Genomic DNA, 21,002 nt, shown 5'->3' with positions numbered 1-21,002 from the left:
TTTTATACTTTTTCGATTATTTTATACTTCTTTATACTTTTTCTGCAAGATACATTTTCATATTGCATAAATTTTTTTATTTTTCCCAACCTTTTCTCCTGTTCGTCCGTCTATATATTGAACGGACGGATTTCAAATTTGTTCCGTATCATTTATATTCAATACATGATTATGGGCAGCAGACGATTCTGTCTGCGCATAACGCGTGTCTTGTTATAAATGAAATCAAATATTTACTTAAAGGAGAGACTATCAAAATGAAGAAAAAATTTACAAAGGCACTGGCACTTGGACTGTCACTGGCAGCCGCCCTTACACTGACAACCGGTTGTGGCAAGAAAGAAGATACCACGTCGGACACTCCTGTTCCGGCAGTAACAAGCGAAAGCAGTTCCGATAATTCCGGAAGCGAAACAGCAGCCGGTACGATCGACTACACCATCTGTCCATGGGTGTTCAGCCGTGCGCTTTCCGATGAAGAGACATTGGAATTACCTGAGGGTGCCGGTCTGTACGGAATGACATTCCCGGTTACGACGGATACGCTTTTTAACATATCTTACAGCACATCCGGCGTGCCACTTACGGATGCACTGGATGAATCCGCATATTCCGTATCTTTTTATGAGGATAATCACTCCCTTCCCCAGCTGTTGATAGAAGAAGACGATATGACCATTGACGAAGCCCTTGACAAGAATCTCTGGTCACTGTTAAGTACATATTTAGATTACGATGCTTTCGGGGTTTCCGAGGATTCTTACAACGACGTCTACAACTTTTACGACGATCCGAATCCTGCATATATCTATATGGATATGCTGACAACCATGTTTGGTGCCCCAAATTATATCTGTTTCAGCAACGACTATGATGCAGAAAAGTCCGTCGAAGAAAATACCCAGTACTTTGTTGACACGTTCCTGCATCCGGAAAAATCGGATGACCAGTTCTCATCATATCTAATGTACATTGGCTGGCAATTTGAAGATTTTGGAATTGCGGTAGACTTCTTTGACACTTTTCGTTACAGTGAGACAAGCGGATATTACGTATCTCCGGAGAATGAAGTTGGATTTACATACGTTCCAATCCAGAAAGGAACCCTGGAAGACTATTTCTTAGACACCTTTGATGGTCGCTATGGAACAAACATCGTGAAAGAACTAATGGCAGAGAAAACGGCTTTGTTCGGCGATGTCGAATATTTAACCGCAGACGAGAAGATCGTGGAGCTCGTTAATTCTGCCAAAGGAAATGCATCGGCAACCGACGCTGAAACAACGGAAAGCACAACTGATTCTTCCAACTATGTGGATGTTGACCGTGATTTCAGTGAAGCTGCAAATGATGTCTATATGGCAATCACCGACTGCTTCCAGCTCGGCGGCGAAGATACGCTCGTCTTAAATGGCACAACCAATAAGGGCGTATTCAAGACAGGCGATCCTGTCTATGTACAGCTCACAAACGGAAAGGTTGTAGAAGGCACGATCAGCCGCATGGAGCAGCTCCGTCAGGATGTCACGGAATCTACCCTCGGCGAAAGCATTGGTATCATGGTTGATGGACTTAGCATAAGCGATCAGGATTATGTGACTGGTGGTGTCATCGTTGTTAAATAACATGCACCAAAACGACAGTTCCAATTAACATCCAGAGCTCGCACATCTGCAGGAAATATCCAGCCAGATCGCCGGTGATCCCGCCAAAGGTGCGATACGACATGAAACGATAATAGAAAAACATCAGTATGGTGATGCCTGCGACCACAAGTGCTGCAACCGGCTGTATCACACAGCCTGCGGCAATGCAGGCAATAAGCCATACGAACATGATCACCTTCGAGCGATTATTTACAAGGCGTGCGGTATCTGCCAGCATGCCTTCTTTTTTTGCTTTCTGAAATGTAAGTACCGAAAGTCCGGACAAAGCACGTTCCAGCACAAATCCTGCCGCGAACACGCCCATCAACCGCATTGCGTGTGCCGGCGCACCAGACTGTGTCCCGGATTGTATCTCTCTGTTCAGCGCATGCACAACTTCTGCCATGCATCCAAAATAAATCAGGAAATACAGACAGCCGCGGATAATTGCAAACGCCCCGGTATGTGGGTCTTTCAGAATCTGCAGCTTCTCCTCCTTGGACTTATAAGAAGATTTCGCATCCACGGTATCTAGGAATCCATCCATGTGGATGCCGCCTGTGATCAGGATCGGGAATATCGTAAGAAGCGCCGCTGTGAAGACTTCCGACCACTGCAAGAGAAAACCAAAGAGATACCAGATCGCGAACTCACCCGCGCCAATCACAGCCCCAACCAACGGGAACGCGCACATGCTGTACTGCAAGGCTTTCGGATCCCATTTGAAATGCGGCATTGGTATCTTGGAATATGTCGAAAATGCGATTAAGATTGCTTTCATCATGGTTGCTTATCTCCTCTGATCAATTTACTCGAACTTTTTGTTCTTATTTCTCCTACTTGCTATTGTTCCTACATGGGGATTTTTTGATAATTCTAAACTTTTTACCCAATTTTGACTTACCCATTTCTCTGAAATTGGGGATGTTTTTCATATTCCAATTTTCTCCCCAATGATTTCTCATTTTTCTGCATTATGATTGGGGAATTTTCTTCCATTCACAATTTCTACCCAATTCCTACTCTTAACCTTACTTCCCCATTGGGTGATTTTTCTTGACTATGACCGGAATCCCACAGACAACCTCCGTCACGGTTGCTGCCTCCCGTGCGAGTGCACAGTTAATCTCTGCCAGATTCTTCACATACTCCCGCGTGCTTTCATCGTAGGTCAGACTTCCGCCATCGGAGAACACATCATTTGTGACAATCACCAGTTCCTGCACACGCGTAGATAAATCAATGAGCGCCTGTACGATTTTGTTGCTTACAGGGGACATCGTCTCTGCCATATCGGAGCCTGCATTACTATCCGGTTCCAGATACATCTCATTTGCAAGCAGGTTCGACATACATTCAAGCAGCAGCACATCCTGCCGCTTCGCCACAATATGTTCCACATGCCGGTAACATTCGACCGTATCAAACCCTTTGTCGGCACGCATCGCGCGGTGGCGTTCAATCCGCTGCATCGTCTCCGGATCAATCTCCGTCGTATTCCATTTATACGGATACATCGTCGCAATGTAGAGCAGCCGTCCTTCGCCCTGCAAGGACATGGCGAAGCTTTCTGCATACGATGATTTCCCGCTGGCACTTCCGCCATACACAATATGTAACATCGTCTATTTACCTTTCTTTAGAAGCCCATATCCGCAAGGTCACTGCTTGTAGTCGTCCGATCCGGATCATAAGCTAAACTAATGTGCGAAACTGTCAGACTTTCATCAACCTGAACCTGCAGGTCATATGTAGCAAAATTAATAATGTATTGGATCGTATTTCCTGTCTTCAAATATTCCTCCGGCGTCTTATATTTCTCCAGTTCCTGCAATCCGGTAAACGGTTCTTCGTGAAACGTGATAACGCCAAGGTTACTGTCACATGTGTAATATTTCCGGTTATTTTTCTCCTCCAGTTCTCCATATTTCTTGATCTCATCTATATGAAGATACTCGTATACCTGCTCCAGCGAATCCCCGATCTGAATCGGTCCCTTATAATATGTATCATACTCCGGCTGCGATTTATCTATGCTCATGTGGATTCTTCTGTCATTTTCGCTCTCTTTCGAGACAATATACACGGAAGCTCTGTAGTTTCTATCCCCGTCAATCTCATACGGACACATCAGAACCTGCGCCTTCATATTATCAGCATAGTACACAAAATAATCCCTTGTATCATTCACGCTGTTTGCCATGCCAATATTGTTCTCCATCATAATCGCACTCATTCTGTCACCCTCGGACAGCGTATGCTTCATAAATGTAAACTCATCAAATCCAAACGTAATTTCAATCGAATGCGGTCCCGTATCCTTCGAATTCCAATTTTGTCTTACAAATACAACGCCGAGTACGCCAGCCACAATCAGTACTACACCCGCTATAATTATCCATATCCTTCTATGTTTCATGCGTTCCCCCCTATTCTTCCGGCTTTCCATCCCGGCTGTATGCTTCGATTGACAGATCATCAAACGTTCCCATGTTTTTATAGATGGATAATGTCATATCCAAAAGCGGAAATAACATCATTGCGCCGCTGCCTTCGCCCAGACACATTTTGCCATGAATCACTGCCGGAAGTCCAAGCGCGTCCAGTGCCAGCCTGCCACTCGCTTCCTCCGACACATGCGATGCCAGAAGATAATCTACGATCTCGGCATCCATCCGCATCGCAACGAGCGCCGCCACACAGGTGATCGCACCATCCAGCACGACCGGAATCTGATATTGTCTGGCACCTAAGAATACGCCCACCATCCCGGCGATCTCCAGCCCGCCAAGCTCAGCGAGTAGCTGCTTCGCATCGGTCGTTCCCTGCACACGCGCAAGTGCCTGCGTGATCACCTGCACCTTTCTTGCAAGTCCGGCATTATTGAGTCCGGCGCCGCGCCCGGTCACCGTATCCGCTGGCAGATCAAGCAGTGCCGCAAGCAGGGCAGAGGTCGGAGTTGTATTTCCGATTCCCATCTCACCAACCGCTAATATCTCATAGCCTTTTTCTTTACATTCCCGTACAAGCTCTTTTCCTGCTTCAATTGCGCGGTCGCAGATTTCCATCGACATCGCAGGTTCCTTCGCAAGATTCCCGGTTCCAGCCTGTACCTTCCGGTTTATCATATGTCCCATACCGAATGTCGCATCCGGATATGCTTCTCCCCGCATACCGATATCGACGGCATACACATCCACGCCTGCCATCTGCGCCATATAATTGACACCGGAACAGCCGTGTGCAATATTCTCCGCTACGACCTTTGTCACGCTGGCATCGGTCTGCGTCACGCCCTCTGCCACAACGCCGTGATCTGCGCACAGCGTCAGCAGTGCCCGCCGCTTATAATCACCGGGATTCACTGTCCCGGCAATCGCACAAAGTCTGGCAACCATATCCTCGAACACGCCGAGACTGTCGATTGGCTTCGCGATCGCATCCCATTTTTCCTTTGCCTGTGTATAGATTTTCTGCTGTGTCTCGTTCATAATTTCTTACTTCTCCATATCCCGCAGCTCATACAACAGCGCATTGCAGATTGCCGCGGCAATATTGCTACCGCCCTTCCTGCCTCGTGCCACAATATACGGCACAGGTGTCCGCATGATGAGTTCTTTCGCTTCCACCACATTCACGAAGCCAACCGGCACACCAATAATGCCGCATGGATGCAGCTTTCCTTCGTCGATCAGCTCATACAGACGCACCAGCGCGGTCGGTGCATTTCCAATCGCGAAAATAAGCGGCTTGTCTAACATGCACGCCTTCTCCATACTTGCTACTGCCCGCGTGGAACCTTGTTTCTTCGCGATCTCTGCCACGTCGTCATCGCTCATAAAGCAGTAGACCTCACCACCGTATTTCGCAAGTTCTTTCTTGTTGATGCCGGATTTCGCCATCTGCGTATCCGTGACAATACAGGCTCCATTTTTTATCGCCGTATGGAACTGTTCCACTGCCAGCTCAGAAAATGTCAGATTCTTCAAATAATCAAAATCCGCCGACGTATGGATTGCCCGCTTGATAATCGGTGCCTGAAGCGGATCTAATTCAACATTTCCTAGCTCCTCTGTGATAATCTCGAAGCTTCGTTTTTCAATTTCCTGTGGCAGCACCTGCTGTAACTGTATCTCTTCTAACATAATACCCTCTTACTCTTCTCTTCCCTCATTACTAACCAAAAACTATATTATCTATTTTCATCTATTTTCGTTCTCTGTACTATTTAAAAATAGATGATAGAAAAAATTCTCCGCACCCGCGTAATACAGGTGTGGGAATCCGGCGAACGTTCCTTTCTTCTTCACCATACACGAATAGGTCTTCTGCTTGGAAAGGGGCTTCCACGCCAAACAGGCATCGCCACAATCCGTGCTATCCCAGTAGTGAAACTCATGTCCGCGCAAAACCGTATTCACGGCAAATGCATCCGCTTCCTGCGGTGCCAGCTCCACATACCCAAATCGCTGTAGCCGCTCTGTCCGGAATCCTGCACCATCCAAGAAACCGACCATCTCATATACATTTCCCTCTGCATCGGCAAGTGATTTGCCAAGATATAAGAAACCGCCACATTCTGCATGGCACGGCATGCCTGCTTCCAATGCCTGCCAGACAGACGCACGCATCGACTGATTCTCGTACAACTGCTTTGCATAAAGCTCTGGGTAACCGCCGCCAAAGATCAGTGCGTCCACCTCCGACACATGCGCATCTGTCAGCGGAGAAAAGTACACAAGTGTCGCTCCCATATCCTCTAACATGCGCAGATTCTCCCGATAATAAAAGGAAAATGCCGCATCTCTTGCCACGCCAATGCGATAACCGGCTGGGAACTTGCTTTTTTCTGTCTCACCTGTCGCCTTCTGTATCTGCAACATCTCTGCTTGTGCCGCGATCTCCAGAATCCCGTCAATATCAATCGTTTTTCTGGCAGCTTCCGCAACTGTTTCCACCCAGTCTCTCTGCTTCAGCATTTCATCCGGTTGCAGCAGTCCAAGGTGTCTGGATGGTACCGCAAATGATGCATCTTCCGGCAGATATCCAAGCACTGGAATCCCACATTCCGTCTCGATCACATGCTTGATCCGGCTGTAAAACATCGGTGATACACGGTTTAATATCACCCCTACAATCCGGCTGTCCTTCTTATATTCCATAATTCCGCGGATGATCGCCGCAAGCGTGACACTCGCGCCCTTCGCATCCACGATTAGAACGACCGGTGTCTTCGTAACCTTGCTTAATTCATAAGAGCTTGCCATCGTCGTTGTTCCACCAACACCGTCGTAATATCCCATGACGCCTTCCATCACGATCAATTCTGCATCCTTCGTGTCTCGCGCCAGGATGCGTCCAATCGCATCAGCATCCGCAAAGAAGGTATCCAGATTTCCAGTGTCGATTCCGAGCACCGTCCGGTGAAACATCGGATCGATATAATCCGGACCGCATTTATACGCCTGTACCTTTATATTCTGTTTTTTTAATGCTGCCAGCACACCACACGTCACGGTTGTTTTTCCGCTGCCACTCCGTGTCGCTGCGAACATCACGCGTGGGGTATTTACCTGGATATTATTCTTGTGTTGCATTGTTTCTCCCCGACTGTAACTGTACATGTTATACCATTGATTCTTACCAGCTGTTCCTGTCCATTTTCCATACTATTGTTTCTTCTCGGCTGTTTCTGTGCATTTTCTATACTATTGTTTCTTCCGGTCGCTCCTGTGCATTTTCTATACTATTGTTTCTTCCGGTCGCTCCTGTACATTTTCTATCCCATCGTCACGATCCACACCGGATTTTGTGCTTGCATCATATGATACGGGCCAGCTTCGCGGCTGCGCGTCACCGCCATCTGTACCATATTAAAATCCACGTTATGCCGCTTCGCTATGTCTGCCAATGTAAGCATTTCTGCCTGCGTCTCCAATGTGACCGCAGTCAGAACAATGCGTGCGTTCGGATTTTTCGCATAGATCTGATCCATGATCTTGAACAGATTTCCGCCATTTCCTCCGATAAATACATGCGTCGGTGCAGGAAGCGTTGGAATCACTTCCGATGCTTCGCCCGCAAGGATCTCCATATTTCCCACATGAAACTTCTCTCGGTTCGCATGCAACAATTCCACAGCTTCTGGCTTTTTCTCAATCGCATATACCGTTCCCTGCTCTGTCAGGAGTGACAACTCAATGGATACTGAACCCGTTCCCGCTCCTACATCGTAAATGACTGGTGCAGGATTGCTTGTCATGCATTGCCCGCTGTTCTGATCATATTTCACCAGTCCTGTGTCTTCCTGAATTCCAAGCTTTGCGATTACAACCATCCGCACTTCTTCCTTCGTCATCGGCACCTTACCCCGGATAAACATTTCATCTTTGATTCCCGGAGCTAAACGCCTTGGCTGCGGATGATCATTTATAAATATCGCAACCGCCAGCTTATCAAATGTTTCCTCACATAGATTTTTGGCATACTTCTTTGTAATTTTCTCATCAGGATATGACAACCGCTCTCCAACGACTACCGCGATTTCTCCCAATCCCACTTCAGTAAGCCGCTTACAGACCTCTGCCACCTGATTTTCACCGCCAAGCAATGTACCAACCTTCGCATGATGCAGCACCTTCGCTGGAATATTTGCAGAGACGCCATGATTGCTGATAAGCTCTGCATCCTCCCATGCCCAGCCAATTTTGTCAAACAAATACTGAACAGACGAGAGTCCCGGAATATAACAAAGCTCATAAATTGTTTTATCTGCCTGTATCTGTTCGGTTGTTCCTGTCGTGTCATCCACCATATTGCAGACTTTCCCCACAGCCTTCCGCAACATCATGGAAAGCTTCTTCGCGCCAGAATAAAAGCCAATATCCCCGGAGAACACTACCGCAATCGTCTCTCCGACATGATTTTGAATCAGTTCTGCAATTTCTTCTGCCTTATACGCATTATAAAATGTCTGCTCCGCGTCGCGCCCATCTTCTTCACAGAGGCTCTTCCAGATCGCAAGCATGCGGGAAGCACCGATACATACGGTCGCCTGCGATAATGCCTGTACCGCTTCCCGCGTCAGGCAATCCGAATTTCCCGGTCCCATACCGATCAAATATACGATTGTGTGTTCATTATTCCCCATTCTTTTGATTCTCCTTTCTGCCCCTTATCATATCAGACAAATATTTTTCTGCCTGTGCAAGTGACATCACCGGTTCTACCTGCTCCTTCGGACGCCCGATCACAACCAGATGCACTCCCGCGGCAAGCGCAGCCTCACATTTTTCATCGTAGCCGCCGTTCTTCCCACTTGCCTTTGTCACAAGGAAATCAGCATTTGCATAGCGCAAAGTTGCCAGATTCATCTCCAGATCAAAAGGGCCCTGCATGCAGATCAGATGCTTGCCGGTAAATCCCAGTTCCGTACATGTCTCTACCACAGACTGCGCTGGAAGCACACGCGCCGTACAGCGCGATTCATAGTCCGGGATCTGCGTATACAAATGTAATTCTTTGCTGCCTGTCGTAATCAGAATGTTTCCGGTCGCGCCTTTCAGATAATCAACCGCCGCCTGTGTATCCTCAACATAGACACTGTCCGATGCTTCACAGGTATGCATCTCTCGCCGCACGCGAATATACGGAACTTCCACCGCCTTACACGCCTGATAGATATTCTGTGTCACGATCACCGCATACGGATGTGTCGCATCCACACAGAGGTCCGCCTGTACTGCCTGCAGGAATTCCTGCATATCTGCCTGCTCCAGCCGACCCACATGCACCTTGAGCGCGGCATCCTCCGGCAGTACCTGTGCACCATACTCCGATGCCACGCAAACATGGACTTCGATAGTCTGCATTTTCTGCTTCTTGTTTAATTGTATCAGATACTCGGCAAGCTGTCGCCCCTCCGTTGTACCGCCAAATATGACTACTTTCATGCGTTATCTCTTCTATATCCGCGCGGTGTCACCATCGCGTCACCAACTTTTCGTGTCTGGGAATTTCCGATAAATACTGTCGTGAACATATCCACCTGCGTCTCCAGTAACTCATCCAATGTCAGAATTCGTTTTTCTTCGCCATCGCGCCCGATATTCCGCGTGATTCCACAGATTGTATCTCCAGATTTTTTCTGTAACAGAATCTGACACGCTTTCTGCAGATAATCATGTCGTTTGTGACTGGACGGATTGTACAGACAGATTGCGAAATCACCCTCAGCGGCTGCCGCAAGACGCCGCTCTATCAGCTCCCACGGTGTCAGCAAATCACTCAGACTGATCACTGTAAAATCATGCCCAAGTGGCGCGCCAAGCAATGCCGCACCGGATAATGCTGCCGTCACGCCCGGAATCACATGTACATCCACCTCCGGAAATTCTGTTGCCAGCTCCAATGTGATTCCTGCCATGCCATATACGCCAGCGTCACCACTACAGACAAGCGCTGTCTTCTTTCCGCCTGCCGCAGTTTCCAGTGCCAGCCGACATCGTTCTACCTCCTGCCTCATACCATTCACCAGATATTCCTTATCCGGGTAATACGGTTTCAGCAAATCAATGTACACCTTATATCCCGCAATCACTTCGCAGGCTTCCACGACGTCGATTGCTTCCTGCGTCATCTTCTGTCTCGCGCCGGGGCCAAGCCCGACAATATACAATTCCTTCTTACTATCTGCGCTCATATTTCTCTCCGTTATTGCTCTATATTTCTATGTTATAGCTTCCGGTTTGGGTTTTTTCGCTTGTTTTTCGACTTCCAAACCCACCGCGTGGGTTTTTCTGCTTACTTTCCACTCGCTACACCCACATACGCCAGTGCTACCGTCACGCCATCCTGCGCCTGCTTGCGAAGCAACAGCTCTCCATCATTCGCGCCATGCTCGCTTGCATATTTCACTGCACTGCGCTCACAAACATTATCCACGCCTGTCACGCCTGTCACGAACTCGGATGCGGAAAACGTTCCCGACACCGCCTGCAATTCTTCTGCCGTATATGTCTCAAATGGCACTTTCCGCGTCTCGCAGAATTCAAGCAATCCAGCCTCTTCCTTCTTCAAATCGATGCTTGCCACCGCACATAACGCTTCCATCCGCAAGCCTGCTTTCGCAAATGCATCCTGCACCGCATGCTCGATTTTATCCGAAGATGTTCCCTTCTTGCATCCAATTCCTGCTACGATGCAGAGTGGAACAAGCTGCAACATTTTCTCATCTGGCAGGATATCTCGTGGAGTTACAATAACCTGATACGAACCTATCTTTAATCTCCGAACATCGATTCTATTCCCGCATGCGTTCTTCTCTTCTTCCTGCGAAACCTCTGCTTCATCCACCCACACAGGCTTCGCCCCGGTCGCCAGCACCTCTGCGCTGATTGCCTTCGCCTTCGCCCAGTCCGTCACAACTAAATTATGTTCCCGCGCATAATCATCGATAGAAAACTGTCCTTCCACGTCCGTCGCCGTCGTAATAACCGGTGTTGCCCACATCACATCCGCCAGCATCTGTGTGAGTGCATTTGCCCCGCCGGCATGCCCGCTCACCAACGATATCACGTGTTTGCTGCATTCGTCCATGCACACGATTGCTGGATCTTTGGATTTGTGTGTCAGGTGTTCCGCTACACTCCGTACCGCGATTCCACTTGCTGTTACGAACACGATAGCGTCCACCTGTTCAAAATATTCGTCAACACATGCCTTCACTGTTTCCTTCATTGAAACCTCTGGAAGCGCCTCGCATTTTACCTTCGCAATAATTTCTGCACCGGAAATATTTTCCAGCTTCTTCGCCAATTTTTGCATTGTTGCATACCCACGCACACTGCATGTGATAAGCAGCACGCGGCGGATCCCTGCCGGAAGGGCAATCTCCGTCGCACCGCGGTATTCCGTTGCAAATGCTGCGTCATAGAGCTTTGATTTCTCATAGATACTTCCAAGTGCCGGAGATACGATGATCAGTGCCGTCTTCGTAATTCCCGCAGCTTCCATATCTTCCGGAAGCTTTGCCAGTGTCGTGCGGATGATTTTCTCTTCCGGCCACGTTGCCTTATACACGACAGCAACCGGCGTATCCTCTGCATATCCACCGATCAAAAGCTCCTGCCGTACCTTTCTTGCAAGCCCGGACGACAGATACAACACTAGACTGGCGCGATGTGCCGCCAGACTCCGCAGATTTTCCTTCTCCGGCACAGGAGTTTTCCCTTCCGCTCTTGTCAGAATCAATGTCTGCGTCACATCCGGCAACGTATACTCACACGCCAGCGATGCCGCAGCACCGAACACCGCACTCACACCCGGACATACATCATATTTGATTCCGTATTCATCCAGCAGATCCATCTGCTCGCGGATTGCCCCATACACGGACGGATCTCCCGTATGCAGGCGCACCGTCCCTTTACCTGCTGCCTCTGCTTCCCGCATCACATCCACAACCGCATCGAGTGTCATATGCGCACTGTTATAGATCTTGCAATCCGCCTTTGCATAGGAAAGCAGCTCTGGATTTACAAGCGAACCCGCATAGATAATCACGTCCGCTTCCTTGATTCGATTCATGCCCCGCACAGTGATCAGATCACACGCACCGGGACCCGCTCCTACAAAATGTACCATTTATTTAACTCTCTTTCCGCATCACTCGTCTGCCCCAGATATCCATACTTCTCCGAAAATACAATAACTCCAAACCGCATCGTATCGCCGACTCTGCCTGCGACATGCTTCTCGATCGCCGCAAGGATACTCTGCATCACCACTTCCCGCAAGCCTTCTCGTTCCAACACATCCAACATCCGATCGGTATTGATACAGTCGTAGATTTCCTGTACCACCTTCGCTTCGGCGCCCGCCATCGCTGCATGCACCGCGAAGATTTCTCCTCGTCCATCTGCCACCTTGGAATGTGTGTTGAAAATTCCTGCCGCCAGCTTCACCAGCTTTCCGATATTTCCAACCAGCAAGAAATCCTTCATGCCATATGAGATTGCAAGGTCAATCGTATCACCGATATAATTGCTTGACTTGACGCTCTTTGTCAGATCAAGTTTCAAATATTCAGACGCATACGCCTGTCCATAGTTTCCCGGTGTGACTAATATTTTCTCTTCGCCGACCGCATGCAACTGCCGGATCTCCGTCTCGATCGTTGCCACAATCGCCTGCTCACTCATCGGCTCTAAGATTCCGCTTGTTCCTAGCACCGACAGTCCGCCCTCGATGCCAAGCTTCGGGTTAAATGTGCGCTTCGCCAGAGCCTCGCCCTCTGGCATCCAAACCGTGATGTGCAATGGCTCACTGACATTTGCTTTCTCGCACACATCTGCCACCGCCGCAAATATCATCTGCCGCGGTACACGATTAATTGCCGCCTGTCCGACTGCCTGTTCCAGGCCTTCTTTCGTGACACGCCCGATGCCGATTCCTCCATCTAATGTCAGATACGGAAATGATTCGCTGGTAAATGCGCAGGACCTGTCTTGGCTTCCATCTATCTGCTCTCGCACACGCTGCTTCGCATACGCCACCGTCACACAGACATCCGTGCCGTTTGTCACATCCGGATCATCGCCGCTGTCCTTCACAACCTTATAGCTTACCCTGTCTGCATCCGCCTCCAATAGATACACCGGAACGGAAACCGTCATCCCCTTCGGCGTGCGCAAGGTTACCGCATGGCTTTCTACCCCAAGCAGAAGCTGTATCGCTGCTGCCTGTGCCGCCGCTGCACTACACGTTCCGGTCGTAATGCCCAGCCGGAGCTTTTTTTGATTTTTGATCACATATTCTTCCATACGCATTTCCAATCTGTAAAATCTTCTTTATTTATACCATTTCATACGGAAATTGTAAATTTATTTCCGTTCCCGCTATGCACCTCTATTTTCAATCCTGGTTTTTCTGCTTACTTTCTTCCTCTCTCGCCCATCGCATGGGCTCCGGTCATATGTTCTCTTTCGCGCTCACTTCACTATACCACATGATTTACTTCCGAAAAAAGAGCAGGACTTCCATCCTGCTCTCATGTGTATGAATTGCACAATTAACTATTTTTCTTTTCTTCTTCGGATCATACCTGTGATACCGACGCCTGCGCCAAGCATAAGCGTAATCATAATCGCTATCGGATATGCATCTCCGGTGGAAACCGTTTTATCCGTTTTCTTGCTTGTCTCTGTTGTCTTCGGGGCACCTGCCTGTGTAGTTGCTCCATCCGGCTGTTCCACGAATGTCTGCTGTGTGGTTGCCTGCTCACCTGTCGTCTGATTTTCTGTTGTTGTCGTTCCTTCTGTCGTCGTCTGCTCGCCTGTTGTGGATGGAGCCACGCCCTTTGCAACAACCACCTTGGTAGATGGCGATGCATAGTAATTGTTTGTTTCCTTATATCTTACGTAATAATCGCCATCGGAAAGCTGCGTCAGCGTCGTGCCTGTGCAGGCGGTCCAGCTTGTCTGATCAACACTATATTCCATCGTCGTTGCCAGATTGGCAATCTGACCATCATTTTTTCCATCAATTGTTTCTGCCGTCGGTGTCAATCCCGTCGGTGCATTCTGATTTGCCTTTTGGATGGTGAATTTTTTCACAATTTGTCCATGTAAACTATTTATTCCGTCGATTGTGACACTCGCTGTTCCCGCATTTTTGTTATCGGCATAAGTCAGTGTATAGCTTGTGTTCTCTGTCAGTGTCTGTCCGTCATAGGTTACTGTCACGGCAGGTTTTTTTTCATTGCCATCATAGACATATGTATCCGGATTGAGTGTAACGGTAAGTTGTGAATCGGTGAGCCTGCGATAACGAAGTACATAATTGCTTGCCTCATTCCTCTGTTGGTCAAAGATTCTTGTTCCCTTTGCATTAAAACGATACCCTTCTGGCAGAAATTCTTTTACATCTAAACCATTCGCGACATTACCATAATTATTGATATATGCATTTGTTCCAACCTCAAACACACAACTTTCCTGCATTGTTAGCTTCTCAAGCCAGCAATAATCACCAACCATATCCACCTGACTTGTTCCTTCCAATGCAACACCACCATTAGTACCCCAGTAAAGATGTGATATCGTTAGTTTTACATCATTCAATGTCAACACTGGATCATTTCCAACATTTGCATTATCAATTTCCGCTGACATACTTCCATTTTTTATCGTCAATGCATTCATAGTGGAAATCTGTGTAATCGTCAAATTCTTGTCATTCAGATCAATCGTAAGATTTTTGTTTCCAATATCAACAGAACAGGTCTCCGTTGCGTCTGCCAGCATCTTGATTGTATAATTATTATATACATTTCTCGCCGCTACTTCAAACGTTGTATATCCCGCTATCTTCATTCCAGTCTCATCCAATACCTCTGCCACTTCTACCGCAGCCTTGACCGGCACAACCTTCGTCCCTCCGCTTATCGAAAAAATTGTGGCTGCTGCGATTACAACTGCCATCACCTTCCGCATTAACTTCTCTCTTACTTTCATTTTCTCTCCTCCTACTACCTAGGACTTTCCTGTCCTAAATATTATCCTCTTTACATTTTTTTCATTCTTTTTCTTTACCATACCTTTGGGGGGCACGTCAACCCTTTTGGGACGAAATGCATTTTTCTGGGACGAAATGTCATTTTGATACATAGATTCCTATATAAAATTGTGTTACAATGTTAAAAATTACAATTTAACCATTCATCAGAGAGGAAATGAATATGAACCTTGCCATCGTGGATGACAATCCGGAAGAATTACAGAAATTATATAAAACCATTATGGATTACAGCCGCACGCACGATGTTGCAATCGCCTGTGACTGCTTCGCGACATCTGCCGCATTTCTTTCCGCCTGCGCACAGATCTCATATTCTTTTGTTATCTTTGATATTTATTTACAGGATACAACCGGAATTGATCTGGCGGCAGAATTCCGCAGGATTGCTCCCCGGACACCTATCGTGTTCCTGACCAGCAGTCCGGAACATCGGGCAGATGCATTCCGGGTGCATGCATTTGATTATCTCGAAAAACCCGTAACCGGGGAGATGATCGCCCGGCTGTTCGACGAGCTGGCGATCACGCAGGAAGAAGAGACTGACACACAGGCATTTTCAATCTCGATAGACCGGAAGCAGATTCCGGTTTTATATTCTGACATCCGCTATATCACCTCGGATTCCAACTATCTGCAGATTCAGGGGCGCGATGTGTTCCGTTGCCGCATGCCATTTCGCGAAGCCGCATCCATCCTCACACAGGACGAACGGTTTCTGACCATCAACCGGGGGATACTCATCAACCTGGACTATGTGCAGCATATGGAGAACGCTTCCTGCACCATGTGCGACTCCACAACATTTTCGATTCATAGGAAAAATGCAGCCGCCATCACACAGGCTTATATCTCTCACCAGTTTAAGCGGCGCACGAAGGCATTGACGAAAGGAGGACTCTCATGAATTTCTGGAACCTCGTTTACAGAGCCGCCGAATACGGCATTATCCTCCCCGGCATCTTTCTTTGCATCATCCCTGTTGCGGACTGGCTCATCATTCCCCAGAGAAAGCTCTATCCGGTGCTGCTGCCATGCATGGTTGCAGTCTGTTTTGTGCTGGCATGGTTGGACTCTTCCGGCTCCTACTACACAAACATATTCTTCTTCCCTCTGCTCGGCATCTGTCTGATTGCGTATTTTTTGACTGTAAAACTGGAAAAGTTGAAATTACTTTACATGTTTTTATGTGCAACCGCTGCGTTATCCTTCGGCTGCATCATGAACTATTACATCATCGCGCGGATCGATCCGCATTCCAACATACATGACGACTCCGTGCCCGGTCTGATCATACAATATGCGGTCAGTCTCCTCATTATGTCTGTGTTGCTCCGCATGCGGCACAAATACCGATGGCTGTTTGAGAATTTCAACACGACATTATTCTGGAGAATCGCATGGATGATTCCTGCAATCATCTCCTTTTGCAACATCTATATGATTCCGATTGATTATGCCAACATCCGCGTCGGGCGGATCTTCCAGATTGCAATGGTGATCGAAGGTGTGCTGTTCCTGTTCTTCATGCTGTTCCAGTCCCTGTTGTACATCATCGCCGTCACGACCTCCCGGAAGATCGAAGCAGATTCCACCGCCCTGATGTACCAGCTTCAGGCAGACCAGTATGAGAAAATGCAGGCGTATCTGGATGAGACACGCCGTATCCGGCATGATTTCAAGCATACGATTGCAGTATTGAACGAACTTTCCCAGACCGGCCAATATGAGAAATTACAGGAATATATCTCCAACTATTCTTCCGAGATATCGAATGTACAGGCACCTGCCACCTATTGTGACAACCCCGTGGTCAACGCAACGATTCATTATTATATTGATATCGCCCAAAGCTATAGCATCCGGACGAAACTGCAGGTTGTTATTCCAAAGGAGATAGCGATTTCGGATATTGACCTGTGCCTGATCTTCGGCAATCTGCTTGATAATGCAGTCACCGCATGCCGCCATGTCCGGGCCGATGCCCGTTTCATCCGCTTATCCGCGGATCTCGACACTCCGGGGCACCTGTATATCACAATGGTAAACAGCTTCGACGGCAATGTCTGCACACGGAACGGAAAATACATCTCCACGAAGGAGCGTAAAAGTGGTATCGGTCTTGCCTCGATTCAGGCAACGACACAAAAATATCACGGTTCCTCGAATTTTTATACCGAACAACATGAATTTATCTCGAATATCATGTTAAAACTAAAGGAAAATGAAACGGAGTAGTTTTATGAATATCACAGTTATCTTCACAGGCGGCACGATTGGTTCGTCTGTACAGCAGAACTTTGTCTCCACTGATACACAAATGCCATATCGACTGCTGGCAATGTACGAGACCGAGCAAAAGAAAAAAGGAGCAGCCATCCCGCACTTTCAGACGGAAGCTCCTTATACAACCCTGAGTGAGTATATGGATGGTTCGCATCTGAACCTGCTTATCTCCTGCATCCGGGAGCAGCTCGCAAAGGATATTGACGGCATCATTGTGACGCATGGCACGGATACGCTTCCTTTTACCGCCGCGGCGCTTGGTATGTGCTTTGCCTATGCAAAGGTTCCAATCCTGCTCGTGTCAAGCAATTATATCTTAGATGATCCGCGTGCAAATGGACTGACGAACTTTACCGCTGCCGTTGATTATATCACTTCCCCAACTTTGCCAACAGCCGTCGGCATCGCCTACTGTAACACCGGAAGTACGCCGAAGATCTACAATGCGCTCGGTATCTACAACCATTATCCGTTTGACGATAGCTTGTACGAACGTCCATATAACGAATATGCGGATGCAGTTGCACCTGTCCTTCAGGAGTTTTCCGACCTGCGGCAAACATCCGTCCACTTCGATACATCCTGCCCAGTATGCTTCTTCCAGTCTATGCCGGGTATGCAGTATTATCTGCCGGACAATGCATGCGTAGTGTTGATCCACGCTTACCACTCCGGTACGATCAATACGAAAAATCCATCTCTGCTTGCACTCGCCGAACAGGCGGCACAAAAAAAGATCCCGGTCTATCTGACCGGAATCTCTGCATATTCTACTGATTATGACAGCAAAGAGGTATACGAATCTCTTGGGATCATCCCGCTTCCAGAATACAGTCCGCTTGTTGCGTATATGTATCTGTGGTACAAACACAGCCAAAAACGCTGATTATTTTCCCTGCAGGAAATCCTGCATCTTCTGCAGGTTAGCTGCCATCAGATCATATCCATTCTGATAGAATGCTTCCTGCTTTTCTTTATCCTGCTCAAACTTGCTGATGCTGTCTAACTCCGGACGGAACACGAGAAGCTTTCCTTCCTTCTCGTATCGGTCGATCCTGTCTAACTGCTTCGCATACATCTCACGTCTGCGCATCAACGTATCATAAAATGCCGGATATTTCTTCTTATAGGTACGCATCAGCACGCGGATCTTTCCATAGTTTGTCGGTGCTTCCTCTGGCTTTCTTGTCAAAATACAGACAACCCGGTCACATCCAACCTCAAATGCACGCTTCACCGGAATCGAATCAGCCAGACTTCCATCCATATAATGGAATCCATCTAATTCAACCGGATTGCACAGCACAGGAACTGAACACGATGCCTTGACTGCCGTCAGCATGCGCTTCTCATCCTCTGTCTTTGCGATATATTCGGCTTTTCCAGTCTCGCAGTTTGTCACTACGAGCTCTACCTCCGATGGTGACGCAATGAACTTCTCAAAGTCAAATGGATACTGCTTATGCGAAAACTCCATCACCATACGATCTAAATCAAGCATCTTCTTGCTTTTACGCATCTGCTTGACACCATAATATGCATTTTCACCGCTTGCGGTAATCGTCCATTTGGTACGACCCTTTTGCCCTGCCAGATAATTAACCGCGTTTCCAGCGCCGGCAGATACTCCTACCACATAATCAAATACTATCTGATTATCCATCAGGCAATCCAAAGCTCCCGCGGTAAAAAGCCCACGGAACGCACCGCCCTCTAATACAATACCTGTCTTCACGTTTTCATCTCCTCGGGTCTGCTTCTTTTAATTCGTCAAGCTTCTCCTGAATTCTCTTCTTTACCAATTCGCATACATCATACTTCCGCAATTTTCCATATTCTTCATATGGAATTGGCGGCAGGAAATATACCTGTGTCCGAACCTTCTCAAAGGTATTCGTATCCATCGACCTCCACGAATCGTAGATCACAACTGGAACCATTGGTGTCTTGGATTTTAACGAACACGAGAAACACCCGGACTTAAATTCCTGTAACTCATTTTTATTATCCGTATAACCGCCCTCTGGGAAAATCAAATATGGTTTTCCATCCTTCACACGCTCGGCAATCGTCTTGAGTGCTCCGATCTGCTGCTTCGGATCCTCAAAGGAAATCGTGGTTCCCTCCACCAGTCCACAAACCTGTCTTGCCACCAGACGATCTGCGGATTTCTCTTCCCACAACATCGCACATGGCTTCGGATGTGCCAGCATGATACCAAGTGCATCGTATTTCCCCTGATGGTTGGCATACATGATGTAGCCACCATCCTGTGGCAGATTCTCCCTGCCAAATACATCCGTCTTGGTACGGGCGCGTCTGCGCATATGATTCTCGATCTTCATCGCAAAATCATACCGCTGCTGTTCGGTGTATTTTTCTTTGTGTTTTATCATATAATTCGCACGCGGAATATGCGTGGCAACGAACAACGGACTCGTTGCAACAACGAATTTAAATCTCAAATTTTTCAATCTACCTCAACCCCTATATCCCCATGCCATCCTGCATAGTTCTGTGTCTGCCTGCAACCTGGAGCTATCACAACATCTTCTTCTTTCGCAGCACAATTGTCACTACAATACAGATGACAAGTGTAAGCACACATATAATCATAAATCCCCATGGTTCCTTTGAAAACGGCATACCGTTGCCATTTACATTCATACCATATAATCCCGATATAATCGTCGGTATGGACATGACGATCGTAATCGCAGCCAACAGCTTCATGATGTTGTTCAGACGGTTATCAATGAATGTTGACATCAATTCCCGTGTACCCTTTAAGATATCCCGGTAGATCTGCGTCATCTCTATCGCCTGCAGATTCTCGACAATCACATCATCCAGCAATTCCTGATCCTCCGGGAATTTCCGGATTCCGCTATACCGTGTCAGACGGTCCACGACCATCCGGTTCGCACGCAATGATGTATCAAAATACACCAGGTTGGATTCCATCTCATGCAGGTTGACGATATCGGCATCCTCCGTTGCGCCTCCCATACGTTCCTCCATCTCAAGTCTGCGCCGGTCAATAATCCGAAGATACGACTGATATAACATGCTCGTCCGGTACATAATCTGATAGGTAAAACGCACCTGCTTCTTCGTGGTAAAATCTCGTATATTATTGACAATAAAATGCTTGAGCACCGGTGTCTCCGCCGAACACACCGTGATAATTGCATCGTCCGTCCATACAACCCCCAGCGGGATGGTTGTATATGCCTCCTGGTTGTGCCGGATCTCAACCGAAGGAATATCGAATAATATCAAAACATAATCATCGTTGACATCCACACGGGATGACTCCTCATCGTCCAGTGCAGCCCGGATATCTGCGAGATCCACATTATATCTTCTTGCAATCTCGAGACTCTCGTCCTGCGTCGGCGCTGTCAGATTGATCCATGTACCAGGCATAAACTCATCAATCTGTCTGAATTTTCCATTCTCTGTAATGTACTTACTGATCATATCCTTCTCGCC

The 21,002-nt window shown here is 47.6% G+C and carries 19 protein-coding genes; 4 read left to right on the top strand and 15 right to left on the bottom strand.

Going from position 1 to position 21,002, the window contains the following annotated elements; translation table 11 throughout:
• Nucleotides 1-257 precede the first annotated feature (257 nt).
• Nucleotides 258-1,625: a hypothetical protein gene (locus AAAT93_RS09040; RefSeq protein ID WP_227573132.1), complete on the top strand. Its 1,368-nt coding sequence runs from the start codon at nucleotides 258-260 to the stop codon at nucleotides 1,623-1,625.
• Here the strand turns inward: AAAT93_RS09040 and AAAT93_RS09035 are convergent.
• The 12 genes from AAAT93_RS09035 to AAAT93_RS08980 form a co-directional block, all read right to left on the bottom strand.
• A complete protein-coding gene (locus AAAT93_RS09035; protein WP_227573131.1) occupies nucleotides 1,618-2,430 on the bottom strand; it encodes an adenosylcobinamide-GDP ribazoletransferase in 813 nt (270 codons plus the stop codon). The genes AAAT93_RS09040 and AAAT93_RS09035 overlap by 8 nt on opposite strands.
• Nucleotides 2,431-2,677: 247 nt before the next feature.
• On the bottom strand, nucleotides 2,678-3,268 hold the full coding sequence (locus tag AAAT93_RS09030; protein ID WP_195541565.1) for a bifunctional adenosylcobinamide kinase/adenosylcobinamide-phosphate guanylyltransferase: 591 nt from the start codon (nucleotides 3,266-3,268) through the stop codon (nucleotides 2,678-2,680).
• A 17-nt stretch (nucleotides 3,269-3,285) separates the two neighbouring features.
• A complete protein-coding gene (locus tag AAAT93_RS09025; RefSeq protein ID WP_227573130.1) occupies nucleotides 3,286-4,065 on the bottom strand; it encodes a hypothetical protein in 780 nt (259 codons plus the stop codon).
• 10 nt (nucleotides 4,066-4,075) lie between these two features.
• Complete coding sequence (gene cobT, locus AAAT93_RS09020) at nucleotides 4,076-5,137, bottom strand: nicotinate-nucleotide--dimethylbenzimidazole phosphoribosyltransferase (RefSeq protein WP_227573129.1); 1,062 nt, start codon at nucleotides 5,135-5,137, stop codon at nucleotides 4,076-4,078.
• A 6-nt stretch (nucleotides 5,138-5,143) separates the two neighbouring features.
• A complete protein-coding gene (locus tag AAAT93_RS09015) occupies nucleotides 5,144-5,791 on the bottom strand; it encodes a precorrin-8X methylmutase (RefSeq protein WP_021984587.1) in 648 nt (215 codons plus the stop codon).
• Between the two features lie 57 nt (nucleotides 5,792-5,848).
• Nucleotides 5,849-7,243, bottom strand: coding sequence for a cobyrinate a,c-diamide synthase (locus tag AAAT93_RS09010; protein ID WP_227573128.1), 1,395 nt, complete (start codon nucleotides 7,241-7,243; stop codon nucleotides 5,849-5,851).
• Nucleotides 7,244-7,425: 182 nt separating this feature from the next.
• Nucleotides 7,426-8,796 (bottom strand): precorrin-6Y C5,15-methyltransferase (decarboxylating) subunit CbiT, encoded by a 1,371-nt coding sequence (gene cbiT / locus AAAT93_RS09005; RefSeq protein WP_117780372.1) that lies wholly within the window; start codon nucleotides 8,794-8,796, stop codon nucleotides 7,426-7,428.
• Complete coding sequence (gene cobK, locus AAAT93_RS09000) at nucleotides 8,786-9,598, bottom strand: precorrin-6A reductase (protein WP_227573127.1); 813 nt, start codon at nucleotides 9,596-9,598, stop codon at nucleotides 8,786-8,788. The genes cbiT and cobK overlap by 11 nt, the downstream gene beginning before the upstream one ends.
• On the bottom strand, nucleotides 9,595-10,347 hold the full coding sequence (cobJ, locus tag AAAT93_RS08995; RefSeq protein ID WP_021984583.1) for a precorrin-3B C(17)-methyltransferase: 753 nt from the start codon (nucleotides 10,345-10,347) through the stop codon (nucleotides 9,595-9,597). Before cobJ ends, cobK begins: the two co-directional genes overlap by 4 nt.
• A 101-nt stretch (nucleotides 10,348-10,448) precedes the next feature.
• A complete protein-coding gene (gene cobM, locus AAAT93_RS08990; RefSeq protein WP_331682241.1) occupies nucleotides 10,449-12,290 on the bottom strand; it encodes a precorrin-4 C(11)-methyltransferase in 1,842 nt (613 codons plus the stop codon).
• Nucleotides 12,275-13,468 carry a cobalt-precorrin-5B (C(1))-methyltransferase CbiD gene (cbiD, locus tag AAAT93_RS08985; protein WP_227573126.1) on the bottom strand — a complete coding sequence of 398 codons (1,194 nt, stop codon included), beginning with the start codon at nucleotides 13,466-13,468 and terminating at the stop codon, nucleotides 12,275-12,277. The genes cobM and cbiD overlap by 16 nt, the downstream gene beginning before the upstream one ends.
• A 252-nt stretch (nucleotides 13,469-13,720) precedes the next feature.
• Nucleotides 13,721-15,160, bottom strand: coding sequence for a hypothetical protein (locus AAAT93_RS08980; protein ID WP_227573125.1), 1,440 nt, complete (start codon nucleotides 15,158-15,160; stop codon nucleotides 13,721-13,723).
• Nucleotides 15,161-15,384: 224 nt separating this feature from the next.
• On the opposite strand from AAAT93_RS08980, the gene AAAT93_RS08975 reads away from it, so the two are divergent.
• From AAAT93_RS08975 to AAAT93_RS08965, 3 genes are read left to right on the top strand one after another with little or no spacing between them, the layout of a single operon-like run.
• Nucleotides 15,385-16,128, top strand: coding sequence for a LytR/AlgR family response regulator transcription factor (locus AAAT93_RS08975; RefSeq protein WP_182439293.1), 744 nt, complete (start codon nucleotides 15,385-15,387; stop codon nucleotides 16,126-16,128).
• Nucleotides 16,125-17,459, top strand: coding sequence for a sensor histidine kinase (locus AAAT93_RS08970; protein WP_227573124.1), 1,335 nt, complete (start codon nucleotides 16,125-16,127; stop codon nucleotides 17,457-17,459). Before AAAT93_RS08975 ends, AAAT93_RS08970 begins: the two co-directional genes overlap by 4 nt.
• Nucleotides 17,460-17,463: 4 nt before the next feature.
• The gene (locus AAAT93_RS08965; RefSeq protein WP_227573123.1) at nucleotides 17,464-18,393 is read left to right on the top strand and encodes an asparaginase domain-containing protein; all 930 of its coding nucleotides are present in this window, start codon (nucleotides 17,464-17,466) and stop codon (nucleotides 18,391-18,393) included.
• On the opposite strand, the gene AAAT93_RS08960 is transcribed toward AAAT93_RS08965, so the two are convergent.
• From AAAT93_RS08960 to AAAT93_RS08950, 3 genes are all read right to left on the bottom strand, one after another.
• Nucleotides 18,394-19,242 carry a patatin-like phospholipase family protein gene (locus tag AAAT93_RS08960; RefSeq protein ID WP_182428856.1) on the bottom strand — a complete coding sequence of 283 codons (849 nt, stop codon included), beginning with the start codon at nucleotides 19,240-19,242 and terminating at the stop codon, nucleotides 18,394-18,396.
• A gap of 4 nt (nucleotides 19,243-19,246) precedes the next feature.
• Nucleotides 19,247-19,981: a lysophospholipid acyltransferase family protein gene (locus tag AAAT93_RS08955; protein ID WP_349095566.1), complete on the bottom strand. Its 735-nt coding sequence runs from the start codon at nucleotides 19,979-19,981 to the stop codon at nucleotides 19,247-19,249.
• Nucleotides 19,982-20,048: 67 nt separating this feature from the next.
• A complete protein-coding gene (locus AAAT93_RS08950; protein WP_021984574.1) occupies nucleotides 20,049-20,990 on the bottom strand; it encodes a magnesium transporter CorA family protein in 942 nt (313 codons plus the stop codon).
• Nucleotides 20,991-21,002 lie beyond the last annotated feature (12 nt).

This window comes from Coprococcus hominis (ex Arizal et al. 2022), assembly GCF_040094675.1.
Lineage (GTDB): Bacteria > Bacillota > Clostridia > Lachnospirales > Lachnospiraceae > Coprococcus_C > Coprococcus_C hominis.
Note: the sequence above shows the minus strand (reverse complement) of the source record. Positions and strands in the feature narration are given on the sequence as shown.

Excerpts from the sequence above, each read along its gene's own strand:
- AAAT93_RS08965 (WP_227573123.1), top strand. The coding sequence starts at position 17,464 with ATGAATATCACAGTTATCTTCACAGGCGGCACGATTGGTTCGTCTGTA.
- cbiD (WP_227573126.1), bottom strand. The coding sequence starts at position 13,468 with ATGGAAGAATATGTGATCAAAAATCAAAAAAAGCTCCGGCTGGGCATT.
- cobK (WP_227573127.1), bottom strand. The coding sequence starts at position 9,598 with ATGAAAGTAGTCATATTTGGCGGTACAACGGAGGGGCGACAGCTTGCC.
- cobT (WP_227573129.1), bottom strand. The coding sequence starts at position 5,137 with ATGAACGAGACACAGCAGAAAATCTATACACAGGCAAAGGAAAAATGG.
- AAAT93_RS09015 (WP_021984587.1), bottom strand. The coding sequence starts at position 5,791 with ATGTTAGAAGAGATACAGTTACAGCAGGTGCTGCCACAGGAAATTGAA.
- AAAT93_RS08970 (WP_227573124.1), top strand. The coding sequence starts at position 16,125 with ATGAATTTCTGGAACCTCGTTTACAGAGCCGCCGAATACGGCATTATC.
- cobJ (WP_021984583.1), bottom strand. The coding sequence starts at position 10,347 with ATGAGCGCAGATAGTAAGAAGGAATTGTATATTGTCGGGCTTGGCCCC.
- AAAT93_RS08950 (WP_021984574.1), bottom strand. The coding sequence starts at position 20,990 with ATGATCAGTAAGTACATTACAGAGAATGGAAAATTCAGACAGATTGAT.
- cbiT (WP_117780372.1), bottom strand. The coding sequence starts at position 8,796 with ATGGGGAATAATGAACACACAATCGTATATTTGATCGGTATGGGACCG.
- AAAT93_RS08980 (WP_227573125.1), bottom strand. The coding sequence starts at position 15,160 with ATGAAAGTAAGAGAGAAGTTAATGCGGAAGGTGATGGCAGTTGTAATC.
- AAAT93_RS09010 (WP_227573128.1), bottom strand. The coding sequence starts at position 7,243 with ATGCAACACAAGAATAATATCCAGGTAAATACCCCACGCGTGATGTTC.
- AAAT93_RS09025 (WP_227573130.1), bottom strand. The coding sequence starts at position 4,065 with ATGAAACATAGAAGGATATGGATAATTATAGCGGGTGTAGTACTGATT.
- AAAT93_RS09040 (WP_227573132.1), top strand. The coding sequence starts at position 258 with ATGAAGAAAAAATTTACAAAGGCACTGGCACTTGGACTGTCACTGGCA.
- AAAT93_RS09030 (WP_195541565.1), bottom strand. The coding sequence starts at position 3,268 with ATGTTACATATTGTGTATGGCGGAAGTGCCAGCGGGAAATCATCGTAT.
- AAAT93_RS09035 (WP_227573131.1), bottom strand. The coding sequence starts at position 2,430 with ATGATGAAAGCAATCTTAATCGCATTTTCGACATATTCCAAGATACCA.
- cobM (WP_331682241.1), bottom strand. The coding sequence starts at position 12,290 with ATGGTACATTTTGTAGGAGCGGGTCCCGGTGCGTGTGATCTGATCACT.
- AAAT93_RS08975 (WP_182439293.1), top strand. The coding sequence starts at position 15,385 with ATGAACCTTGCCATCGTGGATGACAATCCGGAAGAATTACAGAAATTA.